28 protein-coding genes are annotated in these 26,443 nt (G+C 50.7%); 21 read left to right on the top strand and 7 right to left on the bottom strand.

Annotated features, from left to right (window positions below):
* Positions 1-2 precede the first annotated feature (2 nt).
* Complete coding sequence (locus H8K26_RS04155; protein WP_190477498.1) at positions 3-881, top strand: pirin family protein; 879 nt, start codon at positions 3-5, stop codon at positions 879-881.
* Positions 882-1,081: 200 nt separating this feature from the next.
* Here H8K26_RS04155 and H8K26_RS04150 read toward each other — a convergent pair whose 3' ends face one another.
* Together H8K26_RS04150 and H8K26_RS04145 are read right to left on the bottom strand one after the other, a co-directional pair.
* Entirely contained in the window at positions 1,082-1,522 is a 441-nt protein-coding gene (locus H8K26_RS04150; protein WP_186884912.1) for a ProQ/FINO family protein, read from the bottom strand.
* A 175-nt stretch (positions 1,523-1,697) separates the two neighbouring features.
* Positions 1,698-2,588 carry a LysR family transcriptional regulator gene (locus H8K26_RS04145; protein WP_190477496.1) on the bottom strand — a complete coding sequence of 297 codons (891 nt, stop codon included), beginning with the start codon at positions 2,586-2,588 and terminating at the stop codon, positions 1,698-1,700.
* Positions 2,589-2,679: 91 nt separating this feature from the next.
* Between H8K26_RS04145 and H8K26_RS04140 the strand changes: the two genes are divergently transcribed.
* The 9 genes from H8K26_RS04140 to H8K26_RS04100 all read left to right on the top strand — a co-directional run bounded on the left by H8K26_RS04140 (position 2,680) and on the right by H8K26_RS04100 (position 12,814).
* A complete protein-coding gene (locus tag H8K26_RS04140; RefSeq protein ID WP_190477494.1) occupies positions 2,680-3,645 on the top strand; it encodes a sodium-dependent bicarbonate transport family permease in 966 nt (321 codons plus the stop codon).
* Positions 3,646-3,991: 346 nt separating this feature from the next.
* A complete protein-coding gene (locus H8K26_RS04135; protein WP_186884909.1) occupies positions 3,992-4,705 on the top strand; it encodes a response regulator in 714 nt (237 codons plus the stop codon).
* Complete coding sequence (locus H8K26_RS04130; protein ID WP_190477492.1) at positions 4,702-6,240, top strand: sensor histidine kinase N-terminal domain-containing protein; 1,539 nt, start codon at positions 4,702-4,704, stop codon at positions 6,238-6,240. The genes H8K26_RS04135 and H8K26_RS04130 overlap by 4 nt, the downstream gene beginning before the upstream one ends.
* Position 6,241: 1 nt before the next feature.
* The gene (locus H8K26_RS04125; RefSeq protein ID WP_190477490.1) at positions 6,242-6,535 is read left to right on the top strand and encodes a DUF4212 domain-containing protein; all 294 of its coding nucleotides are present in this window, start codon (positions 6,242-6,244) and stop codon (positions 6,533-6,535) included.
* A 4-nt stretch (positions 6,536-6,539) separates the two neighbouring features.
* Positions 6,540-8,579: a sodium:solute symporter family protein gene (locus H8K26_RS04120; protein ID WP_190477488.1), complete on the top strand. Its 2,040-nt coding sequence runs from the start codon at positions 6,540-6,542 to the stop codon at positions 8,577-8,579.
* 71 nt (positions 8,580-8,650) lie between these two features.
* Entirely contained in the window at positions 8,651-10,075 is a 1,425-nt protein-coding gene (locus tag H8K26_RS04115) for a circularly permuted type 2 ATP-grasp protein (protein WP_190477486.1), read from the top strand.
* A 1-nt stretch (position 10,076) separates the two neighbouring features.
* Positions 10,077-11,027 carry an alpha-E domain-containing protein gene (locus tag H8K26_RS04110; RefSeq protein ID WP_190477485.1) on the top strand — a complete coding sequence of 317 codons (951 nt, stop codon included), beginning with the start codon at positions 10,077-10,079 and terminating at the stop codon, positions 11,025-11,027.
* Between the two features lie 17 nt (positions 11,028-11,044).
* Entirely contained in the window at positions 11,045-11,851 is an 807-nt protein-coding gene (locus tag H8K26_RS04105) for a transglutaminase family protein (RefSeq protein ID WP_190477483.1), read from the top strand.
* Between the two features lie 72 nt (positions 11,852-11,923).
* Positions 11,924-12,814 (top strand): proteasome-type protease, encoded by an 891-nt coding sequence (locus H8K26_RS04100; protein ID WP_190477481.1) that lies wholly within the window; start codon positions 11,924-11,926, stop codon positions 12,812-12,814.
* 34 nt (positions 12,815-12,848) lie between these two features.
* Here the strand turns inward: H8K26_RS04100 and H8K26_RS04095 are convergent, their stop codons facing one another.
* The 4 genes from H8K26_RS04095 to purM all read right to left on the bottom strand — a co-directional run bounded on the left by H8K26_RS04095 (position 12,849) and on the right by purM (position 16,603).
* Positions 12,849-13,406 (bottom strand): DNA-3-methyladenine glycosylase I, encoded by a 558-nt coding sequence (locus H8K26_RS04095; RefSeq protein ID WP_190477478.1) that lies wholly within the window; start codon positions 13,404-13,406, stop codon positions 12,849-12,851.
* 93 nt (positions 13,407-13,499) lie between these two features.
* Positions 13,500-13,871, bottom strand: coding sequence for a hypothetical protein (locus H8K26_RS04090; RefSeq protein ID WP_190477477.1), 372 nt, complete (start codon positions 13,869-13,871; stop codon positions 13,500-13,502).
* A complete protein-coding gene (locus H8K26_RS04085) occupies positions 13,871-15,283 on the bottom strand; it encodes a S41 family peptidase (protein ID WP_223826810.1) in 1,413 nt (470 codons plus the stop codon). The genes H8K26_RS04090 and H8K26_RS04085 overlap by 1 nt, the downstream gene beginning before the upstream one ends.
* A 276-nt stretch (positions 15,284-15,559) precedes the next feature.
* Complete coding sequence (gene purM / locus H8K26_RS04080) at positions 15,560-16,603, bottom strand: phosphoribosylformylglycinamidine cyclo-ligase (RefSeq protein WP_190477475.1); 1,044 nt, start codon at positions 16,601-16,603, stop codon at positions 15,560-15,562.
* A gap of 154 nt (positions 16,604-16,757) precedes the next feature.
* Here purM and H8K26_RS04075 point away from each other — a divergent pair, with 154 nt between their 5' ends.
* The 9 genes from H8K26_RS04075 (at position 16,758) to H8K26_RS04035 (ending at position 23,731) form a co-directional block, all read left to right on the top strand.
* Positions 16,758-17,843 (top strand): AI-2E family transporter, encoded by a 1,086-nt coding sequence (locus H8K26_RS04075; RefSeq protein WP_190477663.1) that lies wholly within the window; start codon positions 16,758-16,760, stop codon positions 17,841-17,843.
* Positions 17,840-18,514, top strand: coding sequence for a DnaA regulatory inactivator Hda (gene hda, locus H8K26_RS04070; protein WP_190477472.1), 675 nt, complete (start codon positions 17,840-17,842; stop codon positions 18,512-18,514). Before H8K26_RS04075 ends, hda begins: the two co-directional genes overlap by 4 nt.
* A gap of 17 nt (positions 18,515-18,531) precedes the next feature.
* A complete protein-coding gene (locus H8K26_RS04065; RefSeq protein ID WP_190477471.1) occupies positions 18,532-19,209 on the top strand; it encodes a histidinol-phosphatase in 678 nt (225 codons plus the stop codon).
* Positions 19,206-20,573, top strand: coding sequence for a polynucleotide adenylyltransferase PcnB (gene pcnB / locus H8K26_RS04060; protein ID WP_190477469.1), 1,368 nt, complete (start codon positions 19,206-19,208; stop codon positions 20,571-20,573). The genes H8K26_RS04065 and pcnB overlap by 4 nt, the downstream gene beginning before the upstream one ends.
* On the top strand, positions 20,573-21,052 hold the full coding sequence (gene folK, locus H8K26_RS04055) for a 2-amino-4-hydroxy-6-hydroxymethyldihydropteridine diphosphokinase (protein ID WP_190477661.1): 480 nt from the start codon (positions 20,573-20,575) through the stop codon (positions 21,050-21,052). Before pcnB ends, folK begins: the two co-directional genes overlap by 1 nt.
* Before the next feature lie 82 nt (positions 21,053-21,134).
* Complete coding sequence (locus H8K26_RS04050; RefSeq protein WP_186884895.1) at positions 21,135-21,482, top strand: DMT family protein; 348 nt, start codon at positions 21,135-21,137, stop codon at positions 21,480-21,482.
* Positions 21,483-21,545: 63 nt separating this feature from the next.
* Positions 21,546-22,358 (top strand): 3-methyl-2-oxobutanoate hydroxymethyltransferase, encoded by an 813-nt coding sequence (gene panB, locus H8K26_RS04045; RefSeq protein ID WP_190477467.1) that lies wholly within the window; start codon positions 21,546-21,548, stop codon positions 22,356-22,358.
* Positions 22,359-22,367: 9 nt separating this feature from the next.
* On the top strand, positions 22,368-23,075 hold the full coding sequence (locus H8K26_RS04040; RefSeq protein ID WP_186896483.1) for an ABC transporter permease: 708 nt from the start codon (positions 22,368-22,370) through the stop codon (positions 23,073-23,075).
* Entirely contained in the window at positions 23,072-23,731 is a 660-nt protein-coding gene (locus tag H8K26_RS04035) for an ABC transporter ATP-binding protein (RefSeq protein ID WP_186896482.1), read from the top strand. Before H8K26_RS04040 ends, H8K26_RS04035 begins: the two co-directional genes overlap by 4 nt.
* On the opposite strand, the gene H8K26_RS04030 is transcribed toward H8K26_RS04035, so the two are convergent.
* Positions 23,718-23,999, bottom strand: coding sequence for a TIGR02450 family Trp-rich protein (locus H8K26_RS04030; RefSeq protein ID WP_223826809.1), 282 nt, complete (start codon positions 23,997-23,999; stop codon positions 23,718-23,720). The genes H8K26_RS04035 and H8K26_RS04030 overlap by 14 nt on opposite strands.
* A 96-nt stretch (positions 24,000-24,095) precedes the next feature.
* On the opposite strand from H8K26_RS04030, the gene H8K26_RS17865 reads away from it, so the two are divergent.
* Both H8K26_RS17865 and H8K26_RS04025 read left to right on the top strand, forming a co-directional pair.
* A complete protein-coding gene (locus H8K26_RS17865) occupies positions 24,096-24,221 on the top strand; it encodes a hypothetical protein (protein ID WP_263398841.1) in 126 nt (41 codons plus the stop codon).
* Positions 24,222-24,262: 41 nt separating this feature from the next.
* The gene (locus H8K26_RS04025) at positions 24,263-26,437 is read left to right on the top strand and encodes an NHL domain-containing protein (protein ID WP_223826846.1); all 2,175 of its coding nucleotides are present in this window, start codon (positions 24,263-24,265) and stop codon (positions 26,435-26,437) included.
* Positions 26,438-26,443 lie beyond the last annotated feature (6 nt).

The raw sequence follows: 26,443 nt of genomic DNA, 5'->3' as shown, positions 1-26,443 counted from the left end.
CCATGAACAATTTACTTCGCATCCCCGGACGAGTCACTCATCTTGTCGATGAATTTCCTGTTCGCCGTTTGTTACCGGCAGCCGCCAGACGCTCCATTGGTCCGTTTATTTTCTTCGATCACTTCGGCCCCACCACACTCGCGGCAGAGAGCAATAGTGATCTCGGGGTTCATCCGCACATCGGGATAGCGACCGTCACTTACTTATTTGAAGGCAGTCTGCTGCATCGAGATAGTCTGGGTACGGTGCAAACGATTACACCCGGTGCGATTAACTGGATGACGGCAGGCCGGGGAATTGTTCACAGTGAGCGCACAGTTGACACTGAACGCGGAAAAGTACGCCGTCAGCATGGTTTGCAACTATGGGTTGCGCTGCCACCGGATCAGGAAACTGTCGCCCCATCATTTCAGCACGTGGCCGCCGCCGATTTACCGCTGATTGAAATGGAAGGCGGCGTACAGATCAGAGTATTAGCTGGCAGTGCTTTCGACAGGACAAGTCCGGTAAAAACGCTGTCTGCCACGCTTTATCTTGATGTTTTTCTGCCACCCGGACATGAATTTACGCTACCGGTTCTGGCATCTGAAATGGCTCTATACAGTCCCGAACATGCCTTAGTGATTGACGGACAAGAGGTCGCAGAACAGCAACTGGTCGTGCTGCAACAAGCTCCGGTCAGGCTATGTGCGGGGTCGTCTGGCGCGCGCCTAGTCGTCATCGGCGGCGCCCCACTGGAAAAACCCGTCCGCATGTGGTGGAATTTTGTATCAACCGATCGCGGCCGGATTGCAGCAGCGGCACAGCGATGGGACAAAGGTTTGTTTGAACAGATCAGTGACGATCAGGATCTGATCACTGCACCGCCGTGGAAAGAGTAAGTGGCAGGCGGATCCAAGCGCTGTCAGTACGTCGGCTGCTTTTCAAGCATCATACTTACCCCGCCTTGCTGACATATGGGCAGCATAAGCGGCGTCAAAGTTTTAAAGCGATAGCAATACCGCGATTGCGCTGGCATAAAAAAGGAGGCACAGCGAACGCTGTTGCCTCCCGATGTAACCAATATGAAAATCAAAAATAATTACTTAGCGAATTTCTGCGCAAGCTGGTTGATTTTTTCTGCTCTCTTTTGCAGTTTTTCTGCTTCCTCTGCAGCTGCTTGCTGTTCACGTTTAAGTTTTGCTTCAGCCTTCGCACGTTCAGCATTATTCTTTGCACGCTCTTTCAGCATTTCTTCTGCATGCGTTTTATGCGTCTCTTCTAACGGTTCTGCCGGATTGCCATCGAGATCAAAACGCGTCGTCGCTTTAATGGTCTTTTGCAGATATCGGGTCGATTTCGTATGATAAGCAAGCACCATCCGTAAAACTTTGCGCGGGGTCTCAGGCAATCTGGCAAGGATTTGCTTGTCGATGCCTATCGCCAACGGCTCATGATTGAGAAACACCGGAAATGTCTCTTTTAAGGTGCTCAACAGGGCTTGCGCATCAGAAACGGGAATGGACTTGCTTTTGGTATTCATGACTTTAGAGAACTTTATTACAAAGGAGCAAAGCATAACATAGTGGTTCAGCACTTACCTTCAATAGTCAACTCTGCCGCCATAGGAAAATAGTCGCTGTCAGAAAAAATGCTGAATGATGTGCGCAACTGACAACAAGCAAAAACCGAAAAATAAGTTCGCGCGAGCAGCCATTTCAATCTTGCGCATGCGCCTGCAGATATTCAAGGAACGAGGTTGCGACTGGCGATAATCGCTTCCCTTTCAGATAAACAATATACCAGCTGGAATGCACGGGAAAGCTGCTGACCTTCAATACTGTCAGCGATTGATCAACTAAATGTTCACCCAACGCATGTGCGGATAAAATCGCCAGTCCCATTTCTCCCGCGACCGCTTGCTTAATGGCCTCGTTACTGCCTAACTCCAGTCGCACGAGCGGGGTAAATCCTTGTGCGGAAAAATGCTGATCGCAAGCGAGCCTGGTACCCGATCCTTTTTCACGCAAAATAAATCGCTCCTGGCTGAGATTTTCCAGCGAAATCCGTTTACGTTTGGTCAAAGGATGTGACAAAGGCGCAATCACCACCAGCGGATTTGGTAAAAAGACCTGCTGTACAACGTCAATATCTTTTGGCGGGGCAGACATAATATATATGTCATCGCGGTTATCACGTAAGCGCTGCAAAACACCATCACGGTTTTGCACTTCCAATGCAATGTCAATTTCTGGAAAATCACGACAAAAAGCCCCCAGTAACCGGGGAACAAAGTATTTTGCCGTGCTGACTACCGCCACCCGCAAACGTCCACGCTGATAGCCTTTCAGACTATCGATACGTTGTCCAAAAGACGACCACTCGTCCGCTAACGTGCGCGCAGTTTTTGCGAGTTCTTCACCTGCCTGGGTAAGAAAGATTTTTTTGCCTATGACTTCATACAATGGCAAACCGATTTCTTCCGTCAGTTCACGCATCTGCATAGATACAGTTGGCTGCGTAACATGAAAGCTGCGTGCAACTCCACTGATGCTGAGCTGTTCAGCCAGTTCCGCAAACAAACGTAATTGACGGAAAGTGACATTCATAGATTTTTACTGATGATCATAGCGAGAAAAATTGATTTTACCTGATGATTTAGTCTGCGTAGTATGGCGCCTGAATTTTGAAGGGAAATTTATGTCCAGTTTGCGCGATCCAGCTATTTTATTTTTTAGCTTCGGTATCTTTGCCGGCCTCATCCGCTCTAATCTGAGCATTCCTACACATATCTCCCGATTTTTATCGCTGTATCTGTTAATGGCGTTGGGTTTAAAAGGAGGATTTGCGCTGAATCATTCCGGATTAAATTTACAAATCATGAGCAGTCTGGGATGTGCTGTTTTTCTGGCGCTGCTGACACCAGCGCTTGGATATTTTTTACTGAAGCGGATTATTCCTGCACTTGATGCCACCGCAATCGCCGCCACGTATGGTTCTGTCAGCGCAGTTACGTTTATAACCGCTGTTCAATATCTGGAAAGCAGACATATAGAATATGGCGGCCATATGGCAGCGGCGATGGCGTTAATGGAGTCGCCTGCCATTATTTTTGCCGTCATTTTGTCGAATACGATCCGGCGTAGGGGAACGTCGATGCAAATGGGAACGCTGTCCTCGGTCAAAGGTGTTTTGCATGAATCGCTGACAGATGGCGCGCAACTGCTATTGTTAGGTGCGATGCTGGTTGGCATCCTATCCGGCGATGCAGGTAAGACAGCCATGCAACCGTTTTCCGGCGATTTATTTAAAGGAATGCTCGCTTTTTTCCTGCTCGATATGGGGCTGATGACAGCGAAAAGCCTCGGTAACATCAAAGGCAATTCGCCCTTGGTGATCAGCTATGCCATTCTCGCCCCGCTCTGCCACGCAACTATTGCGTTAATGCTTGCTGTGTTGCTGCAAATTCCGTACGGCGACGCCGGATTGTTGATGGTGCTGGCGGCAAGCGCCTCATATATCGCGGTTCCGGCTGTGCTGCGTTACGCCATACCAGAGGCATCACCATCGCTTTATCTCGGCATGTCTCTCGGCATTACTTTTCCACTGAATATTTTGCTAGGCATTCCCGTTTATATGAACGCGGCAAAATTTGTTCTGGGCTAGTCATGATCGTTTTCAGATCAGACTCAAGCAAACTTACTTGCGTCTGATTTCCACACTGTCTGAACCTACCACATTCAGCGATGCGCTTGAGGGGATAGATGGAAATCCAGACATATTAAAAATTTATTGTGCCTTTAAATCTACGCAGACCTGAATTGGGCTAAAGTTGAGCTAATATTAATGGCTGGGGATGGCGATACAGATAACGGCCAAGATTGTTATCTGGAATCGCCTTTGCAAACCCGCGAGACCTTTCATTATCCAAAAAAATCAGAAAAATCGGTCAGCGGCACGGATACCATTTATCCATTTCCCGTCAGAATCAACTTGGTTTGGAATATTCATTATGCGTATTTTATTAGCAGAAGACGACAGCGTGCTGGCAGACGGACTGACCCGCTCACTGCGGCAATCAGGTTATGCGACTGACTGCGTCAGCAACGGACAGGAAGCGGATTCTGCGTTATCGACTCAGGACTTCGATTTACTGATTCTGGATCTCGGCCTGCCAAAAATGAGCGGATTGGAAGTACTGCGCCGTTTGCGCGCCCGCAATTCACATCTTCCGGTACTGATCCTGACTGCTGCTGACTCAGTAGAGCAAAGAGTAAAAGGGCTGGATTTAGGTGCGGACGATTACATGGCTAAACCGTTCGCCTTGTCCGAACTCGAAGCACGCGTCAGGGCTTTAACACGACGCGGTGCTGGCGGCGGCCCCACTGTTATTAAACACGGGCCGCTCAGTTACGATCAGGTTGGCAGAATTGCATATATCCACGAACAGATGCTGGATTTATCGGCACGCGAACTGGGTCTGCTAGAAGTGTTATTACAAAGAACCGGACGTCTGGTCTCGAAAGAGCAATTGGTCGACCACCTTTGTGAGTGGGGCGAGGAAGTCAGTAATAACGCGATCGAAGTGTATGTGCATCGTCTGCGTAAAAAAATTGAAGTTGATGGCGTCAGAATTGCGACAGTCAGAGGATTAGGTTACTGCCTTGAAAAATTCTTCGTCGCACCGTCAGCGAAACCAGCCAATCCAGATGCCGGACAACAATGAGTACAGACAGCAGCGTCGCTGATACTTCATCGAATTCTGCGCCCGCTGCGTCAGAAAATATATTGTTGCAGCAGCCAGAAGAAAAAATCCAGCGCTCGTTATTTGGCGAAATTCTTGACTGGATGCTGGCGCCGCTGTTGCTGCTGTGGCCTATGAGTATTGCCATTACGTATCTGGTGGCAAAGTCGATTGCAAATCAGCCTTTCGACCGTGCACTGGAAGACAAGGTGCTCGTGCTCGCACAACAGGTCAAAGAATTTGATGGTCAGGCGATTACCCAATTATCCAAACCGGCACGTGATATTTTGCGGGCCGATGATCTCGACAATATTCATTTCCAGATAAAAAATGCCAAGGGGGATCTGATCGATGGCGATCAGGATATTCCGGCGCCTGCTGATGAAGAACGACCTGCGGCCGGTAATATTCAGTTCAGAAATCTGAGTTTGCGCGGTATCGATTATCGCATCGCGTACAGTTATATCGATTTAACGCCACCGACCAAGAAAACGGTCAATCCTGAGTCGTCGCAGATCATGATACAGGTCGCGGAAACGCTGGAAAAACGCGCTGTTCTGGCGAATGAAATTATTAAAGGTGTGGTGCTGCCACAATTCATTATCTTGCCAATCGCGCTGGCACTGGTTTGGTTTGCACTGAGCCGGGGCTTATCGCCGCTGGCCGAATTGCAACAACGCATACGCGCCCGCCGCCCGGATGACCTCAGCCCTATCGATTCGCGCCAGGTGCCGGAAGAAATCACACCCCTGGTTAATTCATTAAATGACATGCTGGCACGTCTGGCGCAAACGATAGACATTCAAAAACGCTTCATCGCGGATGCTGCGCACCAGATGAAAACACCGCTGGCGGGTATGCGTATGCAATCTGAACTGGCATTACGACAAACCGATCAGGAAGAAATCCGGCGCTCACTATTGCAGTTATCGACCAGCTCAGAAGCAGCAACCCGCCTCATCAATCAATTGCTGACGCTGGCTCGCGCAGAAAACCTGACCCCAGCCACCCGGCCTCTGGAGCAAGTGAACTTGAATGAACTGGCGATGAATGTCGTTCGGGACTGGATACAGGCATCATTCGCAAAAAAAATTGATCTGGGTTTTGAACAGCCCGATTTTCCCATCACCATTTTCGCTAATCCGTTGATGCTGCGGGAAATGCTGAGCAATCTGATCGACAATGCAATCCGTTATACACCGTCAGGCCACAGCATCACGGTCAAAGTCAGCATGAATGAACAGCAGGCGCTGGCCATCATCGAAGTAGAAGACAATGGTCCCGGTATCCCCGTCGCTGAACGTGAACATGTATTTGAACGTTTTTACCGCATCCTCGGCAGCAATGTACAAGGCAGCGGACTTGGTCTGGCCATCGTCAGGGAAATCGCCCAGCAACATGGCGCGCAGATAGAAATTCTCGATAATCCCCATCCTCAGGACCCGCAATTTCCTGGTACCGTTTTCCGCATTTCGTTCAGATTAAACCCCTTTGATGAATTCATCGGCGAAGCGTGAAATGAAGACGCCATCGACATCAATACCGGAAACAAAGTCTGCGCCACATCATTATTGGCGACGCACCAAACGGCTGACTACGGCTCTGTTGTTATGTTGGGGATTGCTCAGTTTTTTCAGTCTGTTTTTTGCGCGGGAACTATCCGAATGGCATTTCTTTAGCTGGCCACTGTCGTTTTATCTGGCAGCGCAAGGATTGACGCTGAGTTACGTTCTGATCCTCGCGATTTACTCGATAGGCATGCGCTGGATACAACGCCCTCGACAAGACGATAAAAACGATAAAGACGAATAAGCACATGTCGCCACAAAAACGATTTACACAGAGATTAACGTCCTACTATCTTTGGTATACCTTACTTTTTTTTATCTTTCTGATCGTCCTGACGATACTGGAAAAAGAAGGCGTTCCACGGGTCTGGATAGGCTATCTGTTTATGTTCGCCACCATCGTTATTTACGCTGGCATCGGCTTGGTCAGCCGAACCTCTGACATTGCAGAATACTATGTCGCCGGCAGACGGGTGCCAGCAGTATTTAATGGCATGGCAACTGCGGCCGATTGGATGTCTGCCGCCAGTTTTCTGAGTCTTGCCGGCGGGCTGTATTTACAAGGCTTTGACGGACTCGCCTACATCATAGGCTGGACCGGCGGATTTTGTCTGGTAGCGATGCTGATCGCACCATACATCAGAAAATTCGGCCAATACACGATTGCAGATTTTCTGGGTACGCGATTTTCAGGTAAACCACATACCAATATCGTGCGTATTCTGGCGGTACTGGCGACCGTATTCATTTCTTTTATCTATGTCGTGGCGCAGATTTATGGCGTCGGCCTGATCACTTCGCGCTTTACCGGCGTCGATTTCTCGGTCGGTATTTTTCTGGGATTAGCCAGCATACTGGTTTGTTCATTTCTGGGCGGTATGCGTGCCGTCACATGGACGCAGGTGTCGCAATACATCATCATCGTAATCGCATTCATGATTCCGGTCGCCTGGTTGTCGGCCAAACATACGGACAATCCATTTCCGCAAATATCCTATGGTGCATTTTTACCAGAGCTGGCAAAAAAAGAAGCCCAGTTTGATAAGAGCCCCAAGGAAAAAGAAGTCAGGGACATTTATAAATTACGTGCAGACGAATACGATAAAAAAATTCAGCAGTTGCCTGAATCATGGGAATCTGGGCGCGCCGAGCTGCAAAAAAATCTGGAAGAATTAAAAGCCGGGAATGGCTCATTAATTGCGATCAAAACTGCCAGTCGTGCACTGGCGAACTACCCAGCATCGCCAGCTGATGCAAGAAATAGCTGGGCGGAAGCGCGCAATTCCTATCTGTTGAAATCCAGGCCGGGCTTTGCACAATACACGCCTTATGCTGCCAAAGATAAGGCTGAATCCGATATCAAACGAAATAATTTCATGGCGCTGGTGTTGTGTCTGATGATGGGTACCGCAGCCTTGCCCCACGTACTGACACGCTATTACACTACGCCCTCAGTGACAGAAAGCAGAGACTCCGTATTCTGGTCTTTGTTTTTCATTATGCTGCTGTACATCACGATTCCATCGCTGGCGATACTCGTTAAGTACGATATCTATAACTCGCTGGTTGGCAGCGAATTCTCCAAGTTACCTTCGTGGGTCACGTATTGGGCAAACATTGACAAACTTAACCCGCTGGTCAGCATCACCGATATCAATAAAGACGGCATAGTGCAACTTGCGGAAATCGTCCTTGATGGCGATATCATCGTTCTCGCCACGCCGGAAATTGCTGGCTTACCTTACGTTGTTTCCGGTCTGGTCGCCGCTGGCGGGCTGGCGGCGGCACTGTCAACGGCAGATGGATTGCTGCTGACTATTTCAAACTCTTTGTCGCACGATATCTATTACAAAATCATTGACCCCACGGCATCTACACAAAAGCGGGTGACGATTTCAAAATTACTGCTGCTGGTCGTTGCGCTGATTGCGGCCTATGTGGCATCCCTCAAACCAGCCGATATTTTGTCACTTGTTGGTGCGGCCTTTTCTGTCGGCGCATCGACACTGTTTCCCGCACTAATATTGGGCATATTCTGGAAGCGCGCGAATCGTCAAGGCGCTGTTGCAGGCATCATCACAGGCTTTTTTGTCTGTATTTTCTATATGGTATTCACCCACCCATTATTTGGCGGTAGTCCGGCCAATCAATGGTGGCATATTGCACCGATATCCGCCGGCGTATTCGGTGTTCCTGCAGGATTCATTGCCATGGTGATCGCCAGCCTGATGACACCAGCACCCGATCACCATACTACGGAACTGATTGACTATATCCGCGCCCCCTGATTTACACGACTGAGTTTGCTTGGCACGCTTTTTGATATAGCTAAGTTGACTCAGTAATCGTGGAATGGGACATGGCAAAATTCTTTAATGAAATGACGGCCGAGACCATCGGCACAGCAGATTCGACGCGTGAGCATTATCGCGAATTCCATCACTGGTTAGCGAAGCAATCAGCGGAGCGTCTGCAACGCAAACGAGCGGAAGCCGATCTCAGCTTTCGTCGCGTCGGCATTACCTTCGCTGTCTATGGCGACGATGCGGGCACAGAACGCCTGATTCCTTTCGACATCATTCCCCGCATTATCCCCGCCAAAGAATGGGCTCTACTGGAAACCGGGCTGGTACAGCGCGTGAAGGCATTGAATATGTTTATTCATGATGTCTACCATGATCAGAACATCATTAAAGCCGGGATCATTCCACCTGAGCAGATTTATAAAAATGCGCAGTACCGGCCTGAGATGCAGGGCGTTTCTGTTGCATCAGATATCTATGCACATATCGCCGGCGTCGATATTGTGCGTGCAGGCCAGGGTGATTTTTACGTATTGGAAGATAATCTGCGCGTACCATCCGGTGTCTCTTATATGCTGGAAGACCGCAAAATGATGATGCGGCTGTTTCCTGAATTATTCGCCAAAAACAAGATTGCTCCTGTAGACCATTACCCGGATATGTTGCTGGATAATCTGCGCTCAGTGGCGCCGATGGGAATCGACAATCCGACCATCGTCGTCATGACGCCAGGTATGTATAACTCAGCTTATTTCGAGCACGCATTTCTGGCGCAGCAAATGGGGGTTGAGCTGGTCGAAGGTAAAGACCTGTTTGTTGACGATAACGCCGTGTATATGCGCACGACGCGAGGGCCAAAACGGGTGGATGTAATTTATCGCCGGGTCGATGATGATTTTCTTGATCCACTCGCATTTCGCCCGGATTCATCACTTGGCGTTCCAGGTTTATTATCGGTCTATCGCGCCGGACGCGTGACCCTTGCCAACGCGATTGGCACAGGGGTTGCAGATGATAAATCGATTTATCCTTATGTCACGGATATGATCAAATTTTATCTGTCTGAACAACCGATACTGAATAATGTGCCGACGTATCAGTGTCGCAAACCGGATGATCTTGCCTATACCCTCGCCCATCTTCCTGAATTGGTCGTGAAAGAAGTTCATGGTGCAGGTGGCTATGGCATGCTGGTTGGCCCAGCTTCGAGCAAACAACAAATTGAAGATTTCCGTCAGCGCCTGCTTGCCAAGCCAGAAGGCTATATCGCGCAACCGACATTAGCCTTGTCGTCATGTCCGACTTTTGTCGACAGTGGCATTGCTCCGCGCCATATTGATTTGCGGCCATTTGTATTGTCTGGCAAGACGATCTCGATGGCACCTGGCGGACTGACCCGGGTCGCGCTGGAAGAGGGTTCATTAGTCGTGAATTCGTCACAAGGTGGTGGCACCAAAGACACCTGGGTATTGGAGAACTGACATGCTGAGCAGAACTGCTGATCATTTATTCTGGATGGCGCGCTACACAGAACGCGCTGAAAACACCGCCCGCATGCTGGACGTGAATGTACAGACATCCATGTTGCCGCAATCTGCAGAACATGCAGAAAATGGCTGGCGTGCCATGTTGGGTATCTCGGAGTTGCAATCGTCGTTTGATTTCCACTATGGCATCCTGACCAAAAAAGATGTGCTCGATTTCATGGTGCGTGACCCGATGAATCCATCCTCGATTGCGTCCTGTTTAAAAGAGGCCAGAGAAAACGCACGTGCAGTGCGCGGCACGCTGACAACCGAAGTATGGGAAACCCAGAATGCAACCTGGCTATCGATGCAGGAAAAACTTGCGAGCGGCATCGTCGAACAAGACCCCAGCCAGTTCTTTGAATGGGTCAAATACCGTTCGCATTTATCGCGCGGTGTGACGCTGGGAACGATGCTAAAAGATGAGGCGGTTCACTTCATACGGCTCGGTACATTTCTGGAACGGGCCGATAACACGGCGCGTATTCTGGATGTGAAATTTCACGGCACGAAAGCAAAGGGGCAGCCGAAGGAAAGTATACAAAAGGATTTTTATTACTGGGCAGCATTGCTGCATTCCGTTTCAGGATTCGAAATTTATCGCAAAGTGTATCGCGACGTTATCACACCGGAACGCGTGGCAGAGTTACTCATGTTACGCGGTAATATGCCACGCTCTTTACTCGCATGCATGGATGAAGTCATTGCCAACCTCGCGGTGGTCAGCAATGATGTCTCAGCAGACACCGAACGTTTCGCCGGAAAGCTACATGCGGAATTAAAATTTGCCACCATTGAAGACATTCTGAACGCCGGACTACACAACACGCTGACGGAATTTCTGGAGCGCATTTTTGAATTAGGCAATCGCATCAGTCGTGATTTTTTAGTACCTCTGGCTGCCTGAAAGCACCAACGTTCATTATGCAACTCAATATCCGGCATCAGACCAAATATATCTACTCCGCGCCATCGTCATACACGATACAGCAATTGCATCTGACGCCACGTACGGAGTTGCATCAACATATAGCGCAGTGGAGCATTGTCGCTGCCGGACATCGACATGCATACACAGACGCCTATGGCAATCAATCTCATACATTGACCATTACTGAACCACATCTGGAGGTCAATATACTGGCATCGGGCATCGTCAATGTCAGAAGCCCGGATGCCGGACGTATTACCAACGCCGAGCCATGGTCGCCACTAATATTCACCATTCCCACTCAGCTCACGGAAAGCAGTGCGGAAATTCAGACGTTTGCGAAACGCTCTTTACCTCGGGAACAATCGGCCTCCAGCCGTGAGCTCCTTTATCTTGCAGAGCAAATAAGAAATGCGGTTACCTATCAGACCGGCAGCACGGTCGTTACCACTACAGCCAACGATGCCTTGTTAATGGGACGAGGCGTGTGTCAGGATCATGCTCATTTATTTCTCGCTTGCTGTCATGTCATGGGCGTACCTGCCCGCTATGTCTCAGGATATATCGATCCGGAATCCAGCGATCACGCTGAAAGCCACGCCTGGGTGGATGTCTGGGCGCAAGACCATGATTATCACGGCTGGATCAGCATCGATGTGACCCACGTCAGACTGATGACAGACTCTTATTGCCGCCTTGCTATCGGTCGTGATTACGATACGGCTGCACCGGTTCGCGGCATACGGCGCGGCGGTGGTATTGAAACATTAACGGTCAGCGTACAGGTGACGCCGCAATAGCGTGTTGCATGACAGTTCAATGATGGCCTGAGGTAAAATCCTGACTTATACATACTCTACTCACGATTTAATATGACTTACTGTGTAGGCATACGCCTCGATGCCGGGCTGGTTTTTCTATCTGATTCCCGCACGAATGCCGGCGTGGATCAGGTCGGTACATTCAGAAAAATGTCCGTCTTTGAGAAAGCGGGCGAACGCATGATGGTATTGATGACGGCGGGTAATCTGTCGATTTCACAGTCCATACGCGAATTACTTTCTGAGTATCAGGATGCAAATGGCAATACGATCTGGAACGTTCAGAGTATGTACGATGCTGCACGTATTCTGGGTGAAGCCGTGCGTGTCATACATCAGCGTGATGCCAAAGCCTTATCCGAATTTGGCATCGACTTTAATGTCAGCCTGATGTTTGGCGGACAAATCAAAGGCGAACGTTGCCGTCTGTTTCAGATTTATTCAGCAGGTAATTTTATTGAAGCGCACAACGAAAACACCTACTTTCAGATCGGCGAAGCCAAATACGGCAAACCTATTCTCGACCGCGTCATCAATCCTGCCACCAGCCTTGACGATGCGGCAAAATGTGCGTTGATTTCTATGGATTCCACACTGCGCTCTAATATCTCCGTCGGTCTGCCCTTGGATCTGCTGGTCTATGAAAATAATCATCTGGCAGTATCACGCTTCGTCACCATCGATGAAAAAAATCAGTATTTTCAGATGATCAGAAATAGCTGGGGGCAACAATTAAAAACCGTCTTCGAAGGAATAGAAGCGCCGGTCTGGGATATCAATGCTTCCGCAAGTAATCTGACCGGGCATCAACCATCAGCTTCAGCGGCCAATACTCACAGCAAACCTGTGATGGTTGCGCATCCGGATAAAACCTCAGGCACATCCACAATGGGAAGCCTGCAATCCTTCGCGGAACAACGCAGCAATCCGCGTCAGCATTGATACGTTTGTTTAATTTTGAACTGAAGGTAATTAATCAGACTGCAGACTGACGCCAGTCACAGTCTGCGGCATGATCCTGCACCATGCCGATGGCCTGCATATACGCATAAATTATCGTTGAGCCGACAAACTTAAATCCTCGTTGGCGCAGATCCTTGGAAATACGATCAGACAATGGTGTCGTTACTATGCGCTCACCATGATTCAGTATCGGTTTGCCGTCGACATATGCCCAAAGATACTTATCCAGACTGCCTACCTCCTCGCATAGTTGCAGATACGCTTTGGCGTTATTGATGGTCGCTGCGACTTTTAAACGATTACGCACGATGCCGGGATTGGCCAGTAATTCCGCCACCTTATCGGCGTCGTACTGTGCGATTTTTTTTGCGTCCCAGTCATCAAAAGCGATGCGGTAACTCGCGCGCTTATTTAAGACGGTTTCCCAGCTTAGTCCGGCCTGAGCACCTTCCAGATTCAGCATTTCAAACAAACGGTTTTCATCATGACATGGGCGCCCCCACTCGTTATCGTGATAGGCAATGTATAAGGGATTGACTGAGTTGGCCCAAGAGCAGCGTTTGACGTTCATCTTTCATTTTCCAATCTGTACGTGATCAGTTGGGATATCGATCATCAACTTCCGGCCGGAGATGCGCGGAAGTTGATGTTTTCATTACCTGATTTATTTCACCTGACAGCGGGCTGCATTCAAAAGGCGACGTTGTCCCGAGTTCAGATGAACCAGCCAGCATTGCGTTCCATTCGTCTCTAGCCTGAAGCGATGCGGTATTTCCAGATCACGCCCTTGTATCAGCTCACCATGCTGGTTCGTCTGATGTTTGCGCTCAATGATCACTTCGCTGCTTTGCATGAAATCAGAAGCAGATAAAGTGACTTCAGAAAAGCCGCTCATACTGCTGATGGCAGCACCTAACTCCTGCATCACTACAGGATCGGAGGCCAGCAACACTGCCGCTTTATCAGGGGAAGCAGCAGTGAACTGACATGCCGACAGCATCAGAATACTAACGGCAAAAGTAAGCTGATATCTCATCAGTGTGGCATCGCCGCGAGAATACGCATTTCCTGACTTGCCGGACGTATCAACTCATAACCGGGCTCGGCACCAAGCACATTGGCACCAGCAGAATTAGCCGGGCACAAACCTGTCTGACGATAAGATAAAGCCGTTTTGAGCATCGTTTCATTTGCGTCGCCACGCAGATGAGTGACATCGTCGGACGCTTTGCAGGTCGGTGAAAAGCCGTCAGCATAATCGCCAAATCCTTTTTGATTCACACCTTTAAACTGAATCGCGAAATAGGTGTACGAGCAATTGTCCTGAGGAACGAAACCATAAGGCTTACCGCGTGTCAGATCGCCGATCAGATCAACTGCGACATCGACTCCGCGCAAACTGTTAATAATCGATTCGCTTGCGGAAGCGGTATTCCGTGTGACCAGCAGGGTGACACGTTTTAAACCCAGATATGGAAGCTGCTCGTTCGCCGTCGTGACCGCATAGAACGGATACACCGTATTTTTTGCAGCGAGCTTGTCGTTGTAAGTCAGCTTTTCAAATATCTGTCCGTTTGTCGTAGTTGGTCCGGCAATCATATATGCCAGTTGACTCGCAACATACAAAAGGCCACCGCCGTTGTAACGCAGATCGATGACCAGATCCGTAACGTTCGCAGCTTTCAGTTGCTTGATGGCGGCAATCAACTCCGCTTCGGATTTCGCGATATGTGTATCAAACGTGAAATAGCCAACCGTACCGAATGCCGTTGGAATAGTCTTCACATTCAACACTGTTGACGTCGAATAGGTCGCAGGAGTCAGACTAATCTCTGCGGCACCGTTGAACCCTAATTGATGCGCCACCACTTTAGTCGGAGAGAGGATCTCACTCAGATCTGCAATGCCGACAGGCACGCCATCAATCGAAGTAATAACATCGCCGCGCTTGATCCCCGCCAATGCAGCGGGCGAACCAGGTGCAACATCCGCTGCAAGAAGGATGAATGACGGAGCCGTACCTTTTACCATCCATTTAATGCCGTAATCCTGCGCAATACCTGATGACGACGCATTCCAGGATGCGGTGGTCTGCGACCAGTGAAACTGATCAACACTTGCGCCAGAATTAGTCTTGGCGTTTGTTTTCAGCACATCAAAATAGAGTTGCGGCGTCGCATAATTTGCAGCCACGATATTGGAAGGTATATCGGCGTACCAGAGATAAGTTTCGTCGACAAACGAACGTAAATAAGATTTTTCGTTCTCGACGGTCCCCTGACGATCGCTAGTATTAGCGCGGGGATTAGCACAAAGATTTGCCAGCGTGGAAGATGGCGGAAAACCTGAATTACCCGGTGGCGTAGTGGTGCTATCACCACTGTTACCGCCTCCACCACCACATGCGGCCAGAATACTCAACAAGCTCAGTGAAATTATTTTTCTCATTTTAATTAACATTTAAGTGGTCTTTAACAAAATCCAGTTTCAGATTCTGCACCGAACAACAGCAAATAAAGTGTAAGTTAATTAATTAAAAATGAGCAAGTTGATTATTAAATTTATTAAATCAAGGAAAATCAGGGACTAAAACTATCTCCCTGATTTACCTTTTGTTTGATTCAAAACTGACGCAATTTATCCGGGCAAGGGATAGCGGCGCAGACAGTGCCAATGTAGGGTCAGTGGCCATAACGCCGCTTGGGCGTTGCATAAGTTCTACGCTTAAACAACGATAGTCGGATGTTCATTGCCTTCGCGGGCACGAATTTCACCGATACGATAAACCGATTCGCCAGCGGCGCTCAGTTGTGCCATCGCTGCATCTGCGTTTTCAGCAGACACAATCACCACCATGCCGATACCACAGTTGAATACACGATGCATTTCGGCATCTGCCACACCGCCGTGTTGTTGCAGCCATGTGAATAATGGCGGCAGAGTCCACGCATCTTTATGCAGGACCGCAGTCAGTTTGTCACCCAGCACGCGAGGTACATTCTCGACCAGACCACCACCAGTAATGTGTGCCATGCCTTTCACTTCCAGCGACTCCATCAGCGCCAGCAAAGGTTTCACGTAAATACGTGTCGGTGCCATCAGTGCATCGCCCAGGCTGCGTCCGTGGAAATCTGCATTCAGGTCAGGTTTAGCCACTTCGATGATTTTGCGCACCAGAGAAAAACCGTTTGAATGAATACCGGAAGAAGCCAGACCCAGAATCACGTCGCCCGGTTGAATTTTGCTGCCGTCGATGATTTTAGATTTTTCAACCGCACCGACCGCAAAGCCGGCCAGATCGTATTCGCCATCCGGATACATGGAAGGCATTTCAGCAGTTTCGCCACCGATCAGTGCGCAGCCAGCTTGTTCGCAACCGAAAGCCACGCCTTTGATCACGTCCGTGGCGGCCGCCACATCGAGTTTGCCGCAGGCGAAATAATCGAGGAAGAACAAAGGCTCAGCGCCCTGCACCAGAATATCGTTGACACTCATCGCGACCAGATCGATACCGACCGTGTCATGTTTGTTGAGGTGAAATGCCAGCTTCAGCTTGGTACCGACGCCATCGGTGCCTGAGACCAACACAGGCTCTTTGAATTTTTTGCTGACTTCAAACATCGCGCCAAAACCACCGATACCGGCCATGACGCCTTCGCGCATCGTGCGTTTTGCAAAAGGCTTGATTGCATCGACCAACGCGTCGCCAGCAACCATATCGACACCGGCGTCGGCGTAAGAGAGAGAAACAGGGGTAGAAGTGCTCATGATATTCGTCAGTAGGGGGCTTGAGGCGGTAAAATAGGAAAATTGCCAGAAAACTCCGGCAAAACCGCTATTTTAACAAAATGACTGCGTATTGACCTATATTTGGGCGATACGTAACAAGCCGACAACTTATTTGCAAGCACACCATCTGAAAATGCCATTTTCTTTTTCGCCAGAACAAAAGCAATCCCTACTCTGGATCCTCGTCGGTGCAGCGTTCCTGCTATTGCTGTCGTTGCTGGGTCCGGTGTTAATGCCATTCATCGTCGCCGCGATACTCGCGTACGTACTCAACCCCTGGGTCGATAAACTGTGTGCGCTGCGATACAAAAATCTGCGTCTGCCGCGCACAGTGGCAGCCACGCTGTTGATTATTTTCGTCATCGCTGCAGCATTGGCGATGGTATTGATTATCGTGCCTATCCTGCAAAAAGAAGCGCCGCAGTTACAAGAACAGATACCGCGTTTTTTTGACAAATTCGATCAGGTGATTTCGCCGTTTCTGGCGCATTACGGATTCACGATACGCCTGGACAGTACCGGAATTAAAGCCTTGCTGACCGAGCAAATGGCTGGCAGCGGTGACGTCATCGGTAAGGCGGTTTTGTCATCGATACGCGTTGGCGGCACCGCCCTGCTCGGTCTGCTGGCGAATTTATTACTGATTCCGATAGTGCTGTTTTATCTGTTGCTGGACTGGCACCCGCTGATCCACAGGATCGCGCATTTCATCCCGCGCCGCTGGGTGCATGGAGCGAACAATGCCGTGAATGAGGTTGACGATATTCTTGCCCAGTATTTGCGCGGACAAATTCTGGTGATGATCGTGCTCGCTGCATATTATGCAATCGCACTGAGCATCGCCCGTTTCGATCTGGCGCTGCCCGTCGGCATCATCACTGGCTTTCTGGTGTTTATTCCTTATCTCGGCTACGGCATAGGACTGGCGCTCGCCCTGATCGGCGCGGTCTTACAATTTAACGATCTGAGCGGATTAATTTACGTCGGCATTATTTATGGCTTCGGACAATTTTTTGAATCATTCATACTGACGCCACGTCTGGTCGGTGAACGCATCGGCCTGCATCCGCTGACGGTCATTTTTGCGCTGATGGCGTTTGGTCAGTTATTTGGCTTCATCGGCATTCTGGTTGCCTTACCAGCGTCGGCAATTATCTCGGTAGCCGTCAAACATATACGCAGCTCTTACCTGAACAGTCCTTTTTATCGCCAGCCATGAGGCAACTTTTACTCGATCTGGATGCGCAAAAGCTGCCATCCCTTGCTACCTTTGTGGTCGGACAAAATGCCGAACTGGCGCAATTGCTGGGTTTATTCTCACAGCGCATTGCGAGTCAGTATGGTGAGCGCTCGGTCTATATCTGGGGTGAAGCCGGTGCGGGTAAAACCCATCTGCTGCACGCCCTCGCAGATCATCCGGATTCCCGCTACATCCCCGCCAATGCACCAGAAGAAGCATTTGATTTCAGCGATGAAGTCAGCCTGTACCTGCTTGACGACTGCGAACAATTATCGCCACTGAACCAGATTGCGGCGTTCAATCTGTTTAATGAAGCCCGGGCACGCGGCGGTTTTCTGGTGGCAGCAGGCAACCATCCGCCGATGATCTTGAATGTGCGCGATGATTTACGTACCCGCTTTGGCTGGGGCCTGATTTATCAGCTCCATGAACTCACCGACGAAGATAAGATAGACGCCTTGGAACGTGCTGCGCAGGCACGCGGCATCCAGTTATCGACAGGCGTGTTACCCTATCTGATCACGCACTACCGGCGCGACATGAGTTCATTAACCGCGATGCTGGATCAGCTCGATCATTATTCGCTGGTCACCAAGCGCCCGATTACCTTGCCGCTCCTGCGTGAACTGATGCTGCAACAACAGCCCTGAATCCGGAATACAACAGCATGCCTAATATTGCTTTATTTGATCTCGACCACACCCTGATTCCTATCGATTCCGATTATGAATGGGGCCAATTTTTATGCCGCGTCGGCGCGGTCGATGCCGAAGCATTTGCCAAACGGAATGCCGATTTTTTTGCACAATATCAGGCAGGCACTCTGGATCCGGTGGAGTATCTGGAATTTGCACTCGGCACGCTGGCACAATTTCCACGCAAGAAAATCGACGAGCTGCATCAGCAGTTCATGCAGGAAGTCATACAGCCTGCCTTGTTACCGGCCGCGTTTGATTTACTGAAAAAACATCAGGATCAGGAAGACCTGATCGCGATTATCACGGCGACCAATCGCTTTGTCACCGCCCCGATTGCACAGGCATTAGGAGTACCGCATTTACTGGCTGCCGAGCCTGAGCTCGATGCCGCCAACAATATCACTGGTAAACTGCTGGGCGTGCCAACTTCGGGCGCCGGCAAAGTCATCCATTTACAGGACTGGTTAGCAAAACAAGAAAAACAACTCAGCGATTTTGGCAGCAGCCATTTTTACAGCGACTCCCATAACGATATCCCTTTACTCGAGGTCGTGACACATCCTGTCGCCACCAATCCGAATGCCAGGTTGAGCGCACATGCGCTGGCAAAAGGATGGCCTCAAATCCAGCTGTTCGACAAACAATGATCAAGAAATTTATTCGCAAAATACTCGGCGTGAAAAGCGTCCCGGAAGCTACCGTAGCTGCCGTCAGCAATCGCAAGCCAACTGTGCTGAGCGCGAAAGAGCATGGCATCAATCCGCAACTGGTGTCGGCGAATGCGATTCGCGTGACGCAGACTTTGCAGGACAATGGTTTCAAAGCATTCATCGTTGGCGGTGCCGTGCGCGATCTGCTGACTGGTGTGAAACCGAAAGATTTTGACATCGCCACCAACGCCACGCCAGAACAAGTCAAACGCCTGTTCCGGCGCGCCTTTATCATCGGCCGTCGTTTCCAGATCGTGCACGTGATGTTCGGTCAGGATCTGCTTGAAGTCACGACCTTCCGCGGCCCATCCAACGATGCAGCACCAAAGGATGAACATGGCCGCGTGCTGCGCGACAACACCTTTGGCGAGCAGCACGAAGATGCGGCGCGGCGCGATTTCACCATCAATTCGATGTACTACGATCCGGCCTCGCAAACGGTGCTCGATTACCACGGCGGCATCAAAGATATCCGTAAAAAAATCCTGCGTATTATCGGCGTACCGGAAGCGCGTTACCGCGAAGACCCTGTGCGTATGCTGCGCGTGGTGCGCTTTGCCGCAAAATTACAATTTACGATAGACTCAGCCACGCAGGCACCGATCGCGGTGATGGCACCGCTGATCAATAACGTGCCGGCAGCACGCGTCTTCGATGAAATGCTGAAACTACTGACCAGCGGCCATGCCATGGCGTGTCTGCAGGAACTACGCAAAGAAGGCCTGCATCACGGTCTGATGCCTTTGCTGGACGTGGTGTTGGAACAGCCTATGGGTGAGAAATTCATCACGCTGGCGCTGGCGAATACCGATGAACGCATACAACAGGGTAAACGCGTTTCACCAAGTTTCCTGTTCGCCTCGCTGTTGTGGCATCAGGTGCTGGAAAAATGGGAAGCCTATAAAGCTGCCGGCGAATTCCCGATTCCGGCACTGCATCTGGCGGCAGATGATGTGCTGAATACGCAAACAGATGCGCTCGCGATTCAACGAAAAATCGGCGCCGATATGCGCGACATCTGGGCGATGCAGCCGCGCTTCGAAAAGCGGGTGGGCAAAACGCCGTACAAAATGCTTGAACATCAGCGCATGCGGGCGGCCTATGATTTCCTGTTGCTGCGTTGCGCCTCGGGCGAGATCGATGCTGACATCGGCGAATGGTGGACTGCCTTCATCAATGGCGATGCCGATGAACGTGAACGCCTGATTAACAGCAAACCCAAAGCCCCGGCGGGTGCCAGTGCCGCAAAAAAACGCAAACCACGGCGCCGTGCGCCACGCAAGGCGGCAGCGCAGGAATGATGCTGGCTTACATCGGTATCGGTGCGAATCTGGGCGCAGCACAGGATACGGTGCAGCAAGCCATCGCCCGCCTTGGCCAGATTCCGGCAACGCAGTTGCAACGCGCCTCGTCGCTGTACAGCAGCGCGCCAATCGATTCCAGCGGTGACGATTATGTGAATGCCGTGGCGGCCATCACCACGAGCCTCAGCGCTAACGATTTATTGCTGGCCTTGCAGGAAATCGAGCAGGCATTTGGTCGTGAGCGTCCTTACCGTAACGCCCCGCGCACGCTGGATCTGGATTTGTTGTTATATGCGGATCAGCAGATCGCGACAGCACAACTGAGCGTGCCGCATCCGCGCATGACAGAACGTGCATTTGTGCTGCTACCGCTGCTGGAAATCGCAGCGAAAATCGATATCCCCGGTCAGGGGCCGGCACAGACATTTGTCGCCGGGGTCGCACAGCAGGCTATTTTCAGGTTACCGGCGGGCTAAATCGGTTTAAATATACACCCCCCAGTATTTTTTAAGCCCCTTTAAAATCAAGGACATTAAGCCATTTTTACGGGATACTCCCATGCAAATACCAGTTATCGTACAAACTGCCGGGTTGTTAACGCTGTCAAACGTCTTCATGACCATCGCCTGGTACGGGCATCTGAAGAATTTATCCAGCAAAACCTGGTGGATCGCCGCGCTGATCAGTTGGAGCATTGCGCTGTTTGAATATCTGCTGCAAGTACCGGCGAATCGTATCGGTTACACTCAGTACAGTCTGGCGCAGCTCAAAATTTTGCAGGAAGCGCTGACGCTGATCGTATTCGTGCCGTTTGCGATGTTCTATATGGGGCAACCATTCAAACTCGATTACGTCTGGGCTGGCTTATGTCTGGTCGGCGCGGTTTATTTTATTTTCAGGAATTAGGACGCAAGCGCCTGATGACGCTGTCAGCGACAACTCCTGACAGCTTTACCTTTGGAGAAACACATGGCGGAATATTTGCAAGACCGTAAAGCAGTCAGCATTCCCGGCTTAATGTCTATGCGTGAGCAAGGCAACAAAATCACGATGCTGACCTGCTACGATGCCAGCTTTGCCTCATTGATGGACAGATGCGGTGTCGAAATATTACTGATCGGCGACTCGCTTGGCATGGTCTGTCAAGGACATCAATCCACGCTGCCAGTGACGATTGCCGACATTGCCTACCACACCGCTTCCGTTGCGCGCGGCAATCAGAAAGCACTGATCGTGGCCGACATGCCGTTCGGCAGTTATGCCACACCGGAAGCGGCGTTTAATAATGCCGTGCCGCTGATACAGGCCGGCGCACAGATGGTGAAACTCGAAGGTGGAACCTGGTTGCTGCCAGTCATACAATTTTTAACTGAGCGCGCGATTCCGGTCTGCGCGCATCTGGGGCTGACGCCACAATCCGTACATCAGCTCGGCGGTTATAAAGTCCAGGGTAAAACCACCGCCGCCGCCGATTTGCTTAAAGCAGAGTCACTCGCAGTGCAAGCCGCCGGAGCCACCCTGCTGGTGCTGGAAGCGATTCCTGCCGCGCTCGGCAAAGAGGTCACCGACGCATTGACGATTCCGACCATCGGTATCGGTGCCGGTGCGGATTGCTCCGGTCAGGTGTTGGTGATGCATGATTTGCTCGGTGTCTTTCCTGGCCGTAAAGCGCGTTTTGTGAAAAATTTCATGGAAGGTCAGACCAGTATTGATGCAGCAGTGACGGCATATGTCGCGGCGGTGAAAGACCAGTCTTTCCCCGGACCAGAGCACTGCTTCTGATTTTAATTTATGAATATCAGCATCGCGATTCAGGACGCGTTTTCCCTCTTGTTCAGCGGCGATGAAACGCTGTGGAATATCGTCTGGGTATCGCTGAAAACTTCACTGGTCGGTTTAGCCTTTGCAACGCCGCCGGCGCTGCTGCTCGGCTATGCCATTGCGAGCCACGCGTTTCCTGGCCGCCGTATCGCGATCTGGCTGGTGCAGGCCGCCCTGTCGCTGCCGACGGTGCTGATTGGTTTATTGTTGTATCTGCTGTTAAGCCGCCAGGGCTTGCTCGGCTCATGGCATTGGTTGTTCAGCCAGACCGGCATCATTGCTGGTCAGGCGGTGATCGCGTTTCCAGTCCTGACCGCATTCACCCTGAGCGCGGTGCAATCGGCCGACCCTCGACTGGCAGAAACCGCGATCACGCTGGGCGCGAATCGCCGCCAGGTAATGTGGACGGTGCTGCATGAAGTGCGTTTCGGCGTGATGGCGGCGCTGATCAATGGCTTTGGCCGTGTCTTATCGGAAGTCGGCTGCGCCATGATGGTGGGCGGTAATATCGCCGGTGAAACCCGCACCATCACAACGGCCATCGCTCTCGAAACCAGTAAAGGTGAATTTGCGCAGGGCATTGCGCTCGGCATGGTCTTGATTGCACTGGCCTTGGTCATGAATGCGGCGCTGATGCTGTTGCAAGGCGACACCCGGAATGCGGAGCAATTGCAATGAGCACACTCTTACAAGTACGCGGTTTGCGCAAATCGTTCGGGCAGCGGCACCTGCTCGACATCGCCGAACTGAACATCGAACAATCACGCGCTTATGTGCTGACGGGTATGAATGGCAGCGGTAAAAGTACGCTGCTACGCATACTCTCAGGACTCGAGCAGGCGCAGATAGATGAAGTGAAATACCTCGATAACGCAACGACATTTGCGCCGTATCCGCGCCACTTACGTACCGACATCGTCTATGTGCACCAACACCCGGTGATGTTTTCCGGCACGGTTGCCGAAAACATCGCCTATGGTTTACGTTTAAGAAAAGCGGAGAATATTGAAAAGCAAGTCGCGCTCGCCATGTGTTGGGCAGGCATACTGCATCTCAGTGATCACGATGCGCGGCATTTATCCGGCGGTGAAAAACAAAGAGTGGCACTGGCACGTGCCAAAGTGCTGGAACCACGTTTGCTATTGCTGGACGAGCCAACCGCGAATCTGGATGGGGAAGCGCGGGAACAGGTGATCGCCCTGATCCCGACGCTGACACAGGCGGGCAGCAGCGTGGTGGTGGTTTGCCACGACCGTGAACTGATCGCCCTGCCCGACATGCATAGACTGAAATTACGCGACGGCAAACTGGAACTCCGCACTACGGGCACATAAGCACGCAGTCAGAGCCAGCGTTAGTTTCAGTGCCAGCCCCATTTCCACAAGCGCTCATCCTGTAACTCACGCCACGGAATCTGACGCACCTCTTTGTGTACACCGCTTCGATTTCGATCAACTCTGGCGGTGCATCAGACAACGCGGCTGACTCAGGCTGAATCACTTTACTGACAATGAAATGCTTTTGCTTCGCGACGACTTGTACCGCCGTCCATTTCGACAATAAAAGCTTTTTCGGTTGCAGGCTGATTTTCATCGTTTTCATCTCATTTAATCGCAATAAGGCATGTATTTCATACGTCTCAAATAGCATGTGCCTGTTGGCACGAAATGCTGCCAGAAACCAGACCAGATGCCGATATTGAGTATTCGATACACGCAGAATAAAGCAGCATTTAAAACACCATTGAATACACCATTCTGGCATGAATCAGCATCTGCCGTTGGCAGCGCCGGATGGCTGGCGATCTGCGGACAAATACGCTAAGCTGCGCCCCTCACACACCCATATTGGAACCTCAGGTGGCAATGCATTTCTCGAAACCGACTCTGATAGCAACGCTGGCGATGACTCTTCTGATTGGCAGTGTCGCTTACTTTTTCTCACCGTTCTCAGGCAATCAACACATTGGCAGTCTGATGGAAAAAGTCGGAAAAACACTGGGAGTAAAGCCGCGACTACAGCCAACGTCCACCGACTGGCAGCCGCATGTGTTACGTTTCGCTGGCGACGGCACTGCGGGAAAACGTGACGGTGCAGCATTGCAGGCACGTTTTGCTGACCCTTTCGGCATGGTGCAGGATCAGGAAGGCAATCTGTATGTCACTGATGCCGCCGACAACAATGTGATACGCCGTATCGCTCCCGATGGTCAGGTCAGCGTCTATGCCGGGGGCAAAGAAGGTTTCGCCGATGGCGAACGTATGCAGGCTGCTTTCAATACACCTTCCGGCATCGCGATTGATAAACAAGGCAATCTGTATGTGGCCGATACCGGCAATCATGCGATACGCAAAATCTCCAGCCAGGGACTAGTCACAACATTGGCTGGCAACGGCCAAGCTGGCGATCGTGATGGTGATGGGACTTCGGCGCAACTGAACGCACCTCTGGCCGTTGCCGTTGACGCTGACGGCAACGTCTATGTGGCCGATACCTATAACGATAAAATTCGCCGCATATCGACCGACGGTAAAGTCAGCACCATCGCTGGCGGTAAGCAAAATGGCTTACTGGATGGCGCTGCCAGCGATGCCTTATTCGATACGCCGTCTGGCATTGCAATCAACTCGCACAAGGATCTGATCATAGCCGATACGCGTAATAACGCGATTCGTAAACTGACGCAGACGGGTATGGTCAGCACGCTGCAGCAATCCGCCAGCAACGATAAAAATGCGCTGATGCGACGTCCGGTCGGGCTGGCCATCACGCATGATGATCACGTTTATATCGGAGAAAGTGGCGAAGGCCGGATTTTACATCTGACGCCAGACGGCATACTCAGAGGCGTCACAGGCATCGATGTTGATTTTGTCGCCGGTGACGAGAAGGTTTTACGGCTATCTTCACCAAGCGGTTTGCTGGTGACACCAACCGGTGAAGTCATGGTCGCAGATTCAGCTACCACATCGATATACCGGCTGACATCAGTGCAGCCAGCGACGCCGGAGCAAAGCAGATTTCCGGCGACCCACCTTGACCTGCAAACGATGTTTGCCGGTCAGACTTTTCCGTGGCCCTTAAAGCCATTTCAAACAGCACACGAAGTGGTCGGCACAATGGGAGAGGTGCGTGGAAAAACGGATGGTGAAGCACGCGATCATTTTCATAGTGGGCTTGATATACAAGGCAATCTCGGCGCGACAGTGTATGCCGTTGCCGACGAAAAGGTGCGTCATCCTGTCACTGCCTGGGGATATGGGACGCTGAATGAAGGAATCAATATCGATCATTTTTCTTACATCCACATGAAAGCAGGACGCGACCGCGACAATCTGCTGATCGATGCCCAGCGCTTTCAGATCCTGAATGATATGCAGGGAAAACCAGCTGCAGTCAGAATTCCGCGCGGAACAAAATTCAAAACCGGAGATGCTTTAGGTAGTATCAACCGCATGTACCATGTCCATCTGAATTACAGCCTCGGCAGCGGCGAAATCAATCCCTTAGCCTTGCCGTTCCCCGGCTTTAAAGATGAAACAGAACCGGTGATTGAGTCGATACAAATCACCGATGATCAGGGCAAACCGCTGAAACAGAAACAGGATAATCGCCTCCTCATCCCACGCCAGAGCCCATCATTGAATCTGCTTGTCGATGCGTATGATCAGAGCGATGACAATCTTTCGCGCAGACGACTGGGCTTATACAAGATAGGCTATCAATTCCTGCATGCGAATGGCAAAACTGTCGCCGGTTATGAGCAAGCATTGATGACGATAGAATTTAATCAGTTACCGCCTGATCGCTCGTCCGTCAAAGTCGCCTATGCAGATGGCAGCGGCATTACCGTGCATGGCAATGCGAAAACCCGCTTTTTGTATCAGGCCAGTAATGTCGTGCGTGACGGCTATGCCAGAAATGCTCACCTGCCTGTAGATAAACTGGCTGCCGGTGATTATATTCTGCGGATTTTTGCCGCAGATTATGCCGGCAACATGGCCAGATCTGGACGCGATCTGGCCATCAGAATTGAATGAGGCGGA

Source organism: Cognatundibacterium aquatile (genome assembly GCF_014699135.1).
Lineage (GTDB): Bacteria > Pseudomonadota > Gammaproteobacteria > Burkholderiales > Burkholderiaceae_D > Undibacterium > Undibacterium aquatile.
The sequence above is the reverse complement of the archived record's forward strand: the minus strand, read 5'-3'. Positions and strand labels throughout refer to the sequence as shown.

What these genes read in the sequence shown, in the direction of transcription:
- H8K26_RS04155 (WP_190477498.1), top strand. Translation starts at nt 3, where the DNA reads ATGAACAATTTACTTCGCATCCCCGGACGAGTCACTCATCTTGTCGAT.
- H8K26_RS04150 (WP_186884912.1), bottom strand. Translation starts at nt 1,522, where the DNA reads ATGAATACCAAAAGCAAGTCCATTCCCGTTTCTGATGCGCAAGCCCTG.
- H8K26_RS04145 (WP_190477496.1), bottom strand. Translation starts at nt 2,588, where the DNA reads ATGAATGTCACTTTCCGTCAATTACGTTTGTTTGCGGAACTGGCTGAA.
- H8K26_RS04140 (WP_190477494.1), top strand. Translation starts at nt 2,680, where the DNA reads ATGTCCAGTTTGCGCGATCCAGCTATTTTATTTTTTAGCTTCGGTATC.
- H8K26_RS04135 (WP_186884909.1), top strand. Translation starts at nt 3,992, where the DNA reads ATGCGTATTTTATTAGCAGAAGACGACAGCGTGCTGGCAGACGGACTG.
- H8K26_RS04130 (WP_190477492.1), top strand. Translation starts at nt 4,702, where the DNA reads ATGAGTACAGACAGCAGCGTCGCTGATACTTCATCGAATTCTGCGCCC.
- H8K26_RS04125 (WP_190477490.1), top strand. Translation starts at nt 6,242, where the DNA reads ATGAAGACGCCATCGACATCAATACCGGAAACAAAGTCTGCGCCACAT.
- H8K26_RS04120 (WP_190477488.1), top strand. Translation starts at nt 6,540, where the DNA reads ATGTCGCCACAAAAACGATTTACACAGAGATTAACGTCCTACTATCTT.
- H8K26_RS04115 (WP_190477486.1), top strand. Translation starts at nt 8,651, where the DNA reads ATGGCAAAATTCTTTAATGAAATGACGGCCGAGACCATCGGCACAGCA.
- H8K26_RS04110 (WP_190477485.1), top strand. Translation starts at nt 10,077, where the DNA reads ATGCTGAGCAGAACTGCTGATCATTTATTCTGGATGGCGCGCTACACA.
- H8K26_RS04105 (WP_190477483.1), top strand. Translation starts at nt 11,045, where the DNA reads ATGCAACTCAATATCCGGCATCAGACCAAATATATCTACTCCGCGCCA.
- H8K26_RS04100 (WP_190477481.1), top strand. Translation starts at nt 11,924, where the DNA reads ATGACTTACTGTGTAGGCATACGCCTCGATGCCGGGCTGGTTTTTCTA.
- H8K26_RS04095 (WP_190477478.1), bottom strand. Translation starts at nt 13,406, where the DNA reads ATGAACGTCAAACGCTGCTCTTGGGCCAACTCAGTCAATCCCTTATAC.
- H8K26_RS04090 (WP_190477477.1), bottom strand. Translation starts at nt 13,871, where the DNA reads ATGAGATATCAGCTTACTTTTGCCGTTAGTATTCTGATGCTGTCGGCA.
- H8K26_RS04085 (WP_223826810.1), bottom strand. Translation starts at nt 15,283, where the DNA reads ATGAGAAAAATAATTTCACTGAGCTTGTTGAGTATTCTGGCCGCATGT.
- purM (WP_190477475.1), bottom strand. Translation starts at nt 16,603, where the DNA reads ATGAGCACTTCTACCCCTGTTTCTCTCTCTTACGCCGACGCCGGTGTC.
- H8K26_RS04075 (WP_190477663.1), top strand. Translation starts at nt 16,758, where the DNA reads ATGCCATTTTCTTTTTCGCCAGAACAAAAGCAATCCCTACTCTGGATC.
- hda (WP_190477472.1), top strand. Translation starts at nt 17,840, where the DNA reads ATGAGGCAACTTTTACTCGATCTGGATGCGCAAAAGCTGCCATCCCTT.
- H8K26_RS04065 (WP_190477471.1), top strand. Translation starts at nt 18,532, where the DNA reads ATGCCTAATATTGCTTTATTTGATCTCGACCACACCCTGATTCCTATC.
- pcnB (WP_190477469.1), top strand. Translation starts at nt 19,206, where the DNA reads ATGATCAAGAAATTTATTCGCAAAATACTCGGCGTGAAAAGCGTCCCG.
- folK (WP_190477661.1), top strand. Translation starts at nt 20,573, where the DNA reads ATGCTGGCTTACATCGGTATCGGTGCGAATCTGGGCGCAGCACAGGAT.
- H8K26_RS04050 (WP_186884895.1), top strand. Translation starts at nt 21,135, where the DNA reads ATGCAAATACCAGTTATCGTACAAACTGCCGGGTTGTTAACGCTGTCA.
- panB (WP_190477467.1), top strand. Translation starts at nt 21,546, where the DNA reads ATGGCGGAATATTTGCAAGACCGTAAAGCAGTCAGCATTCCCGGCTTA.
- H8K26_RS04040 (WP_186896483.1), top strand. Translation starts at nt 22,368, where the DNA reads ATGAATATCAGCATCGCGATTCAGGACGCGTTTTCCCTCTTGTTCAGC.
- H8K26_RS04035 (WP_186896482.1), top strand. Translation starts at nt 23,072, where the DNA reads ATGAGCACACTCTTACAAGTACGCGGTTTGCGCAAATCGTTCGGGCAG.
- H8K26_RS04030 (WP_223826809.1), bottom strand. Translation starts at nt 23,999, where the DNA reads ATGAAAACGATGAAAATCAGCCTGCAACCGAAAAAGCTTTTATTGTCG.
- H8K26_RS04025 (WP_223826846.1), top strand. Translation starts at nt 24,263, where the DNA reads ATGCATTTCTCGAAACCGACTCTGATAGCAACGCTGGCGATGACTCTT.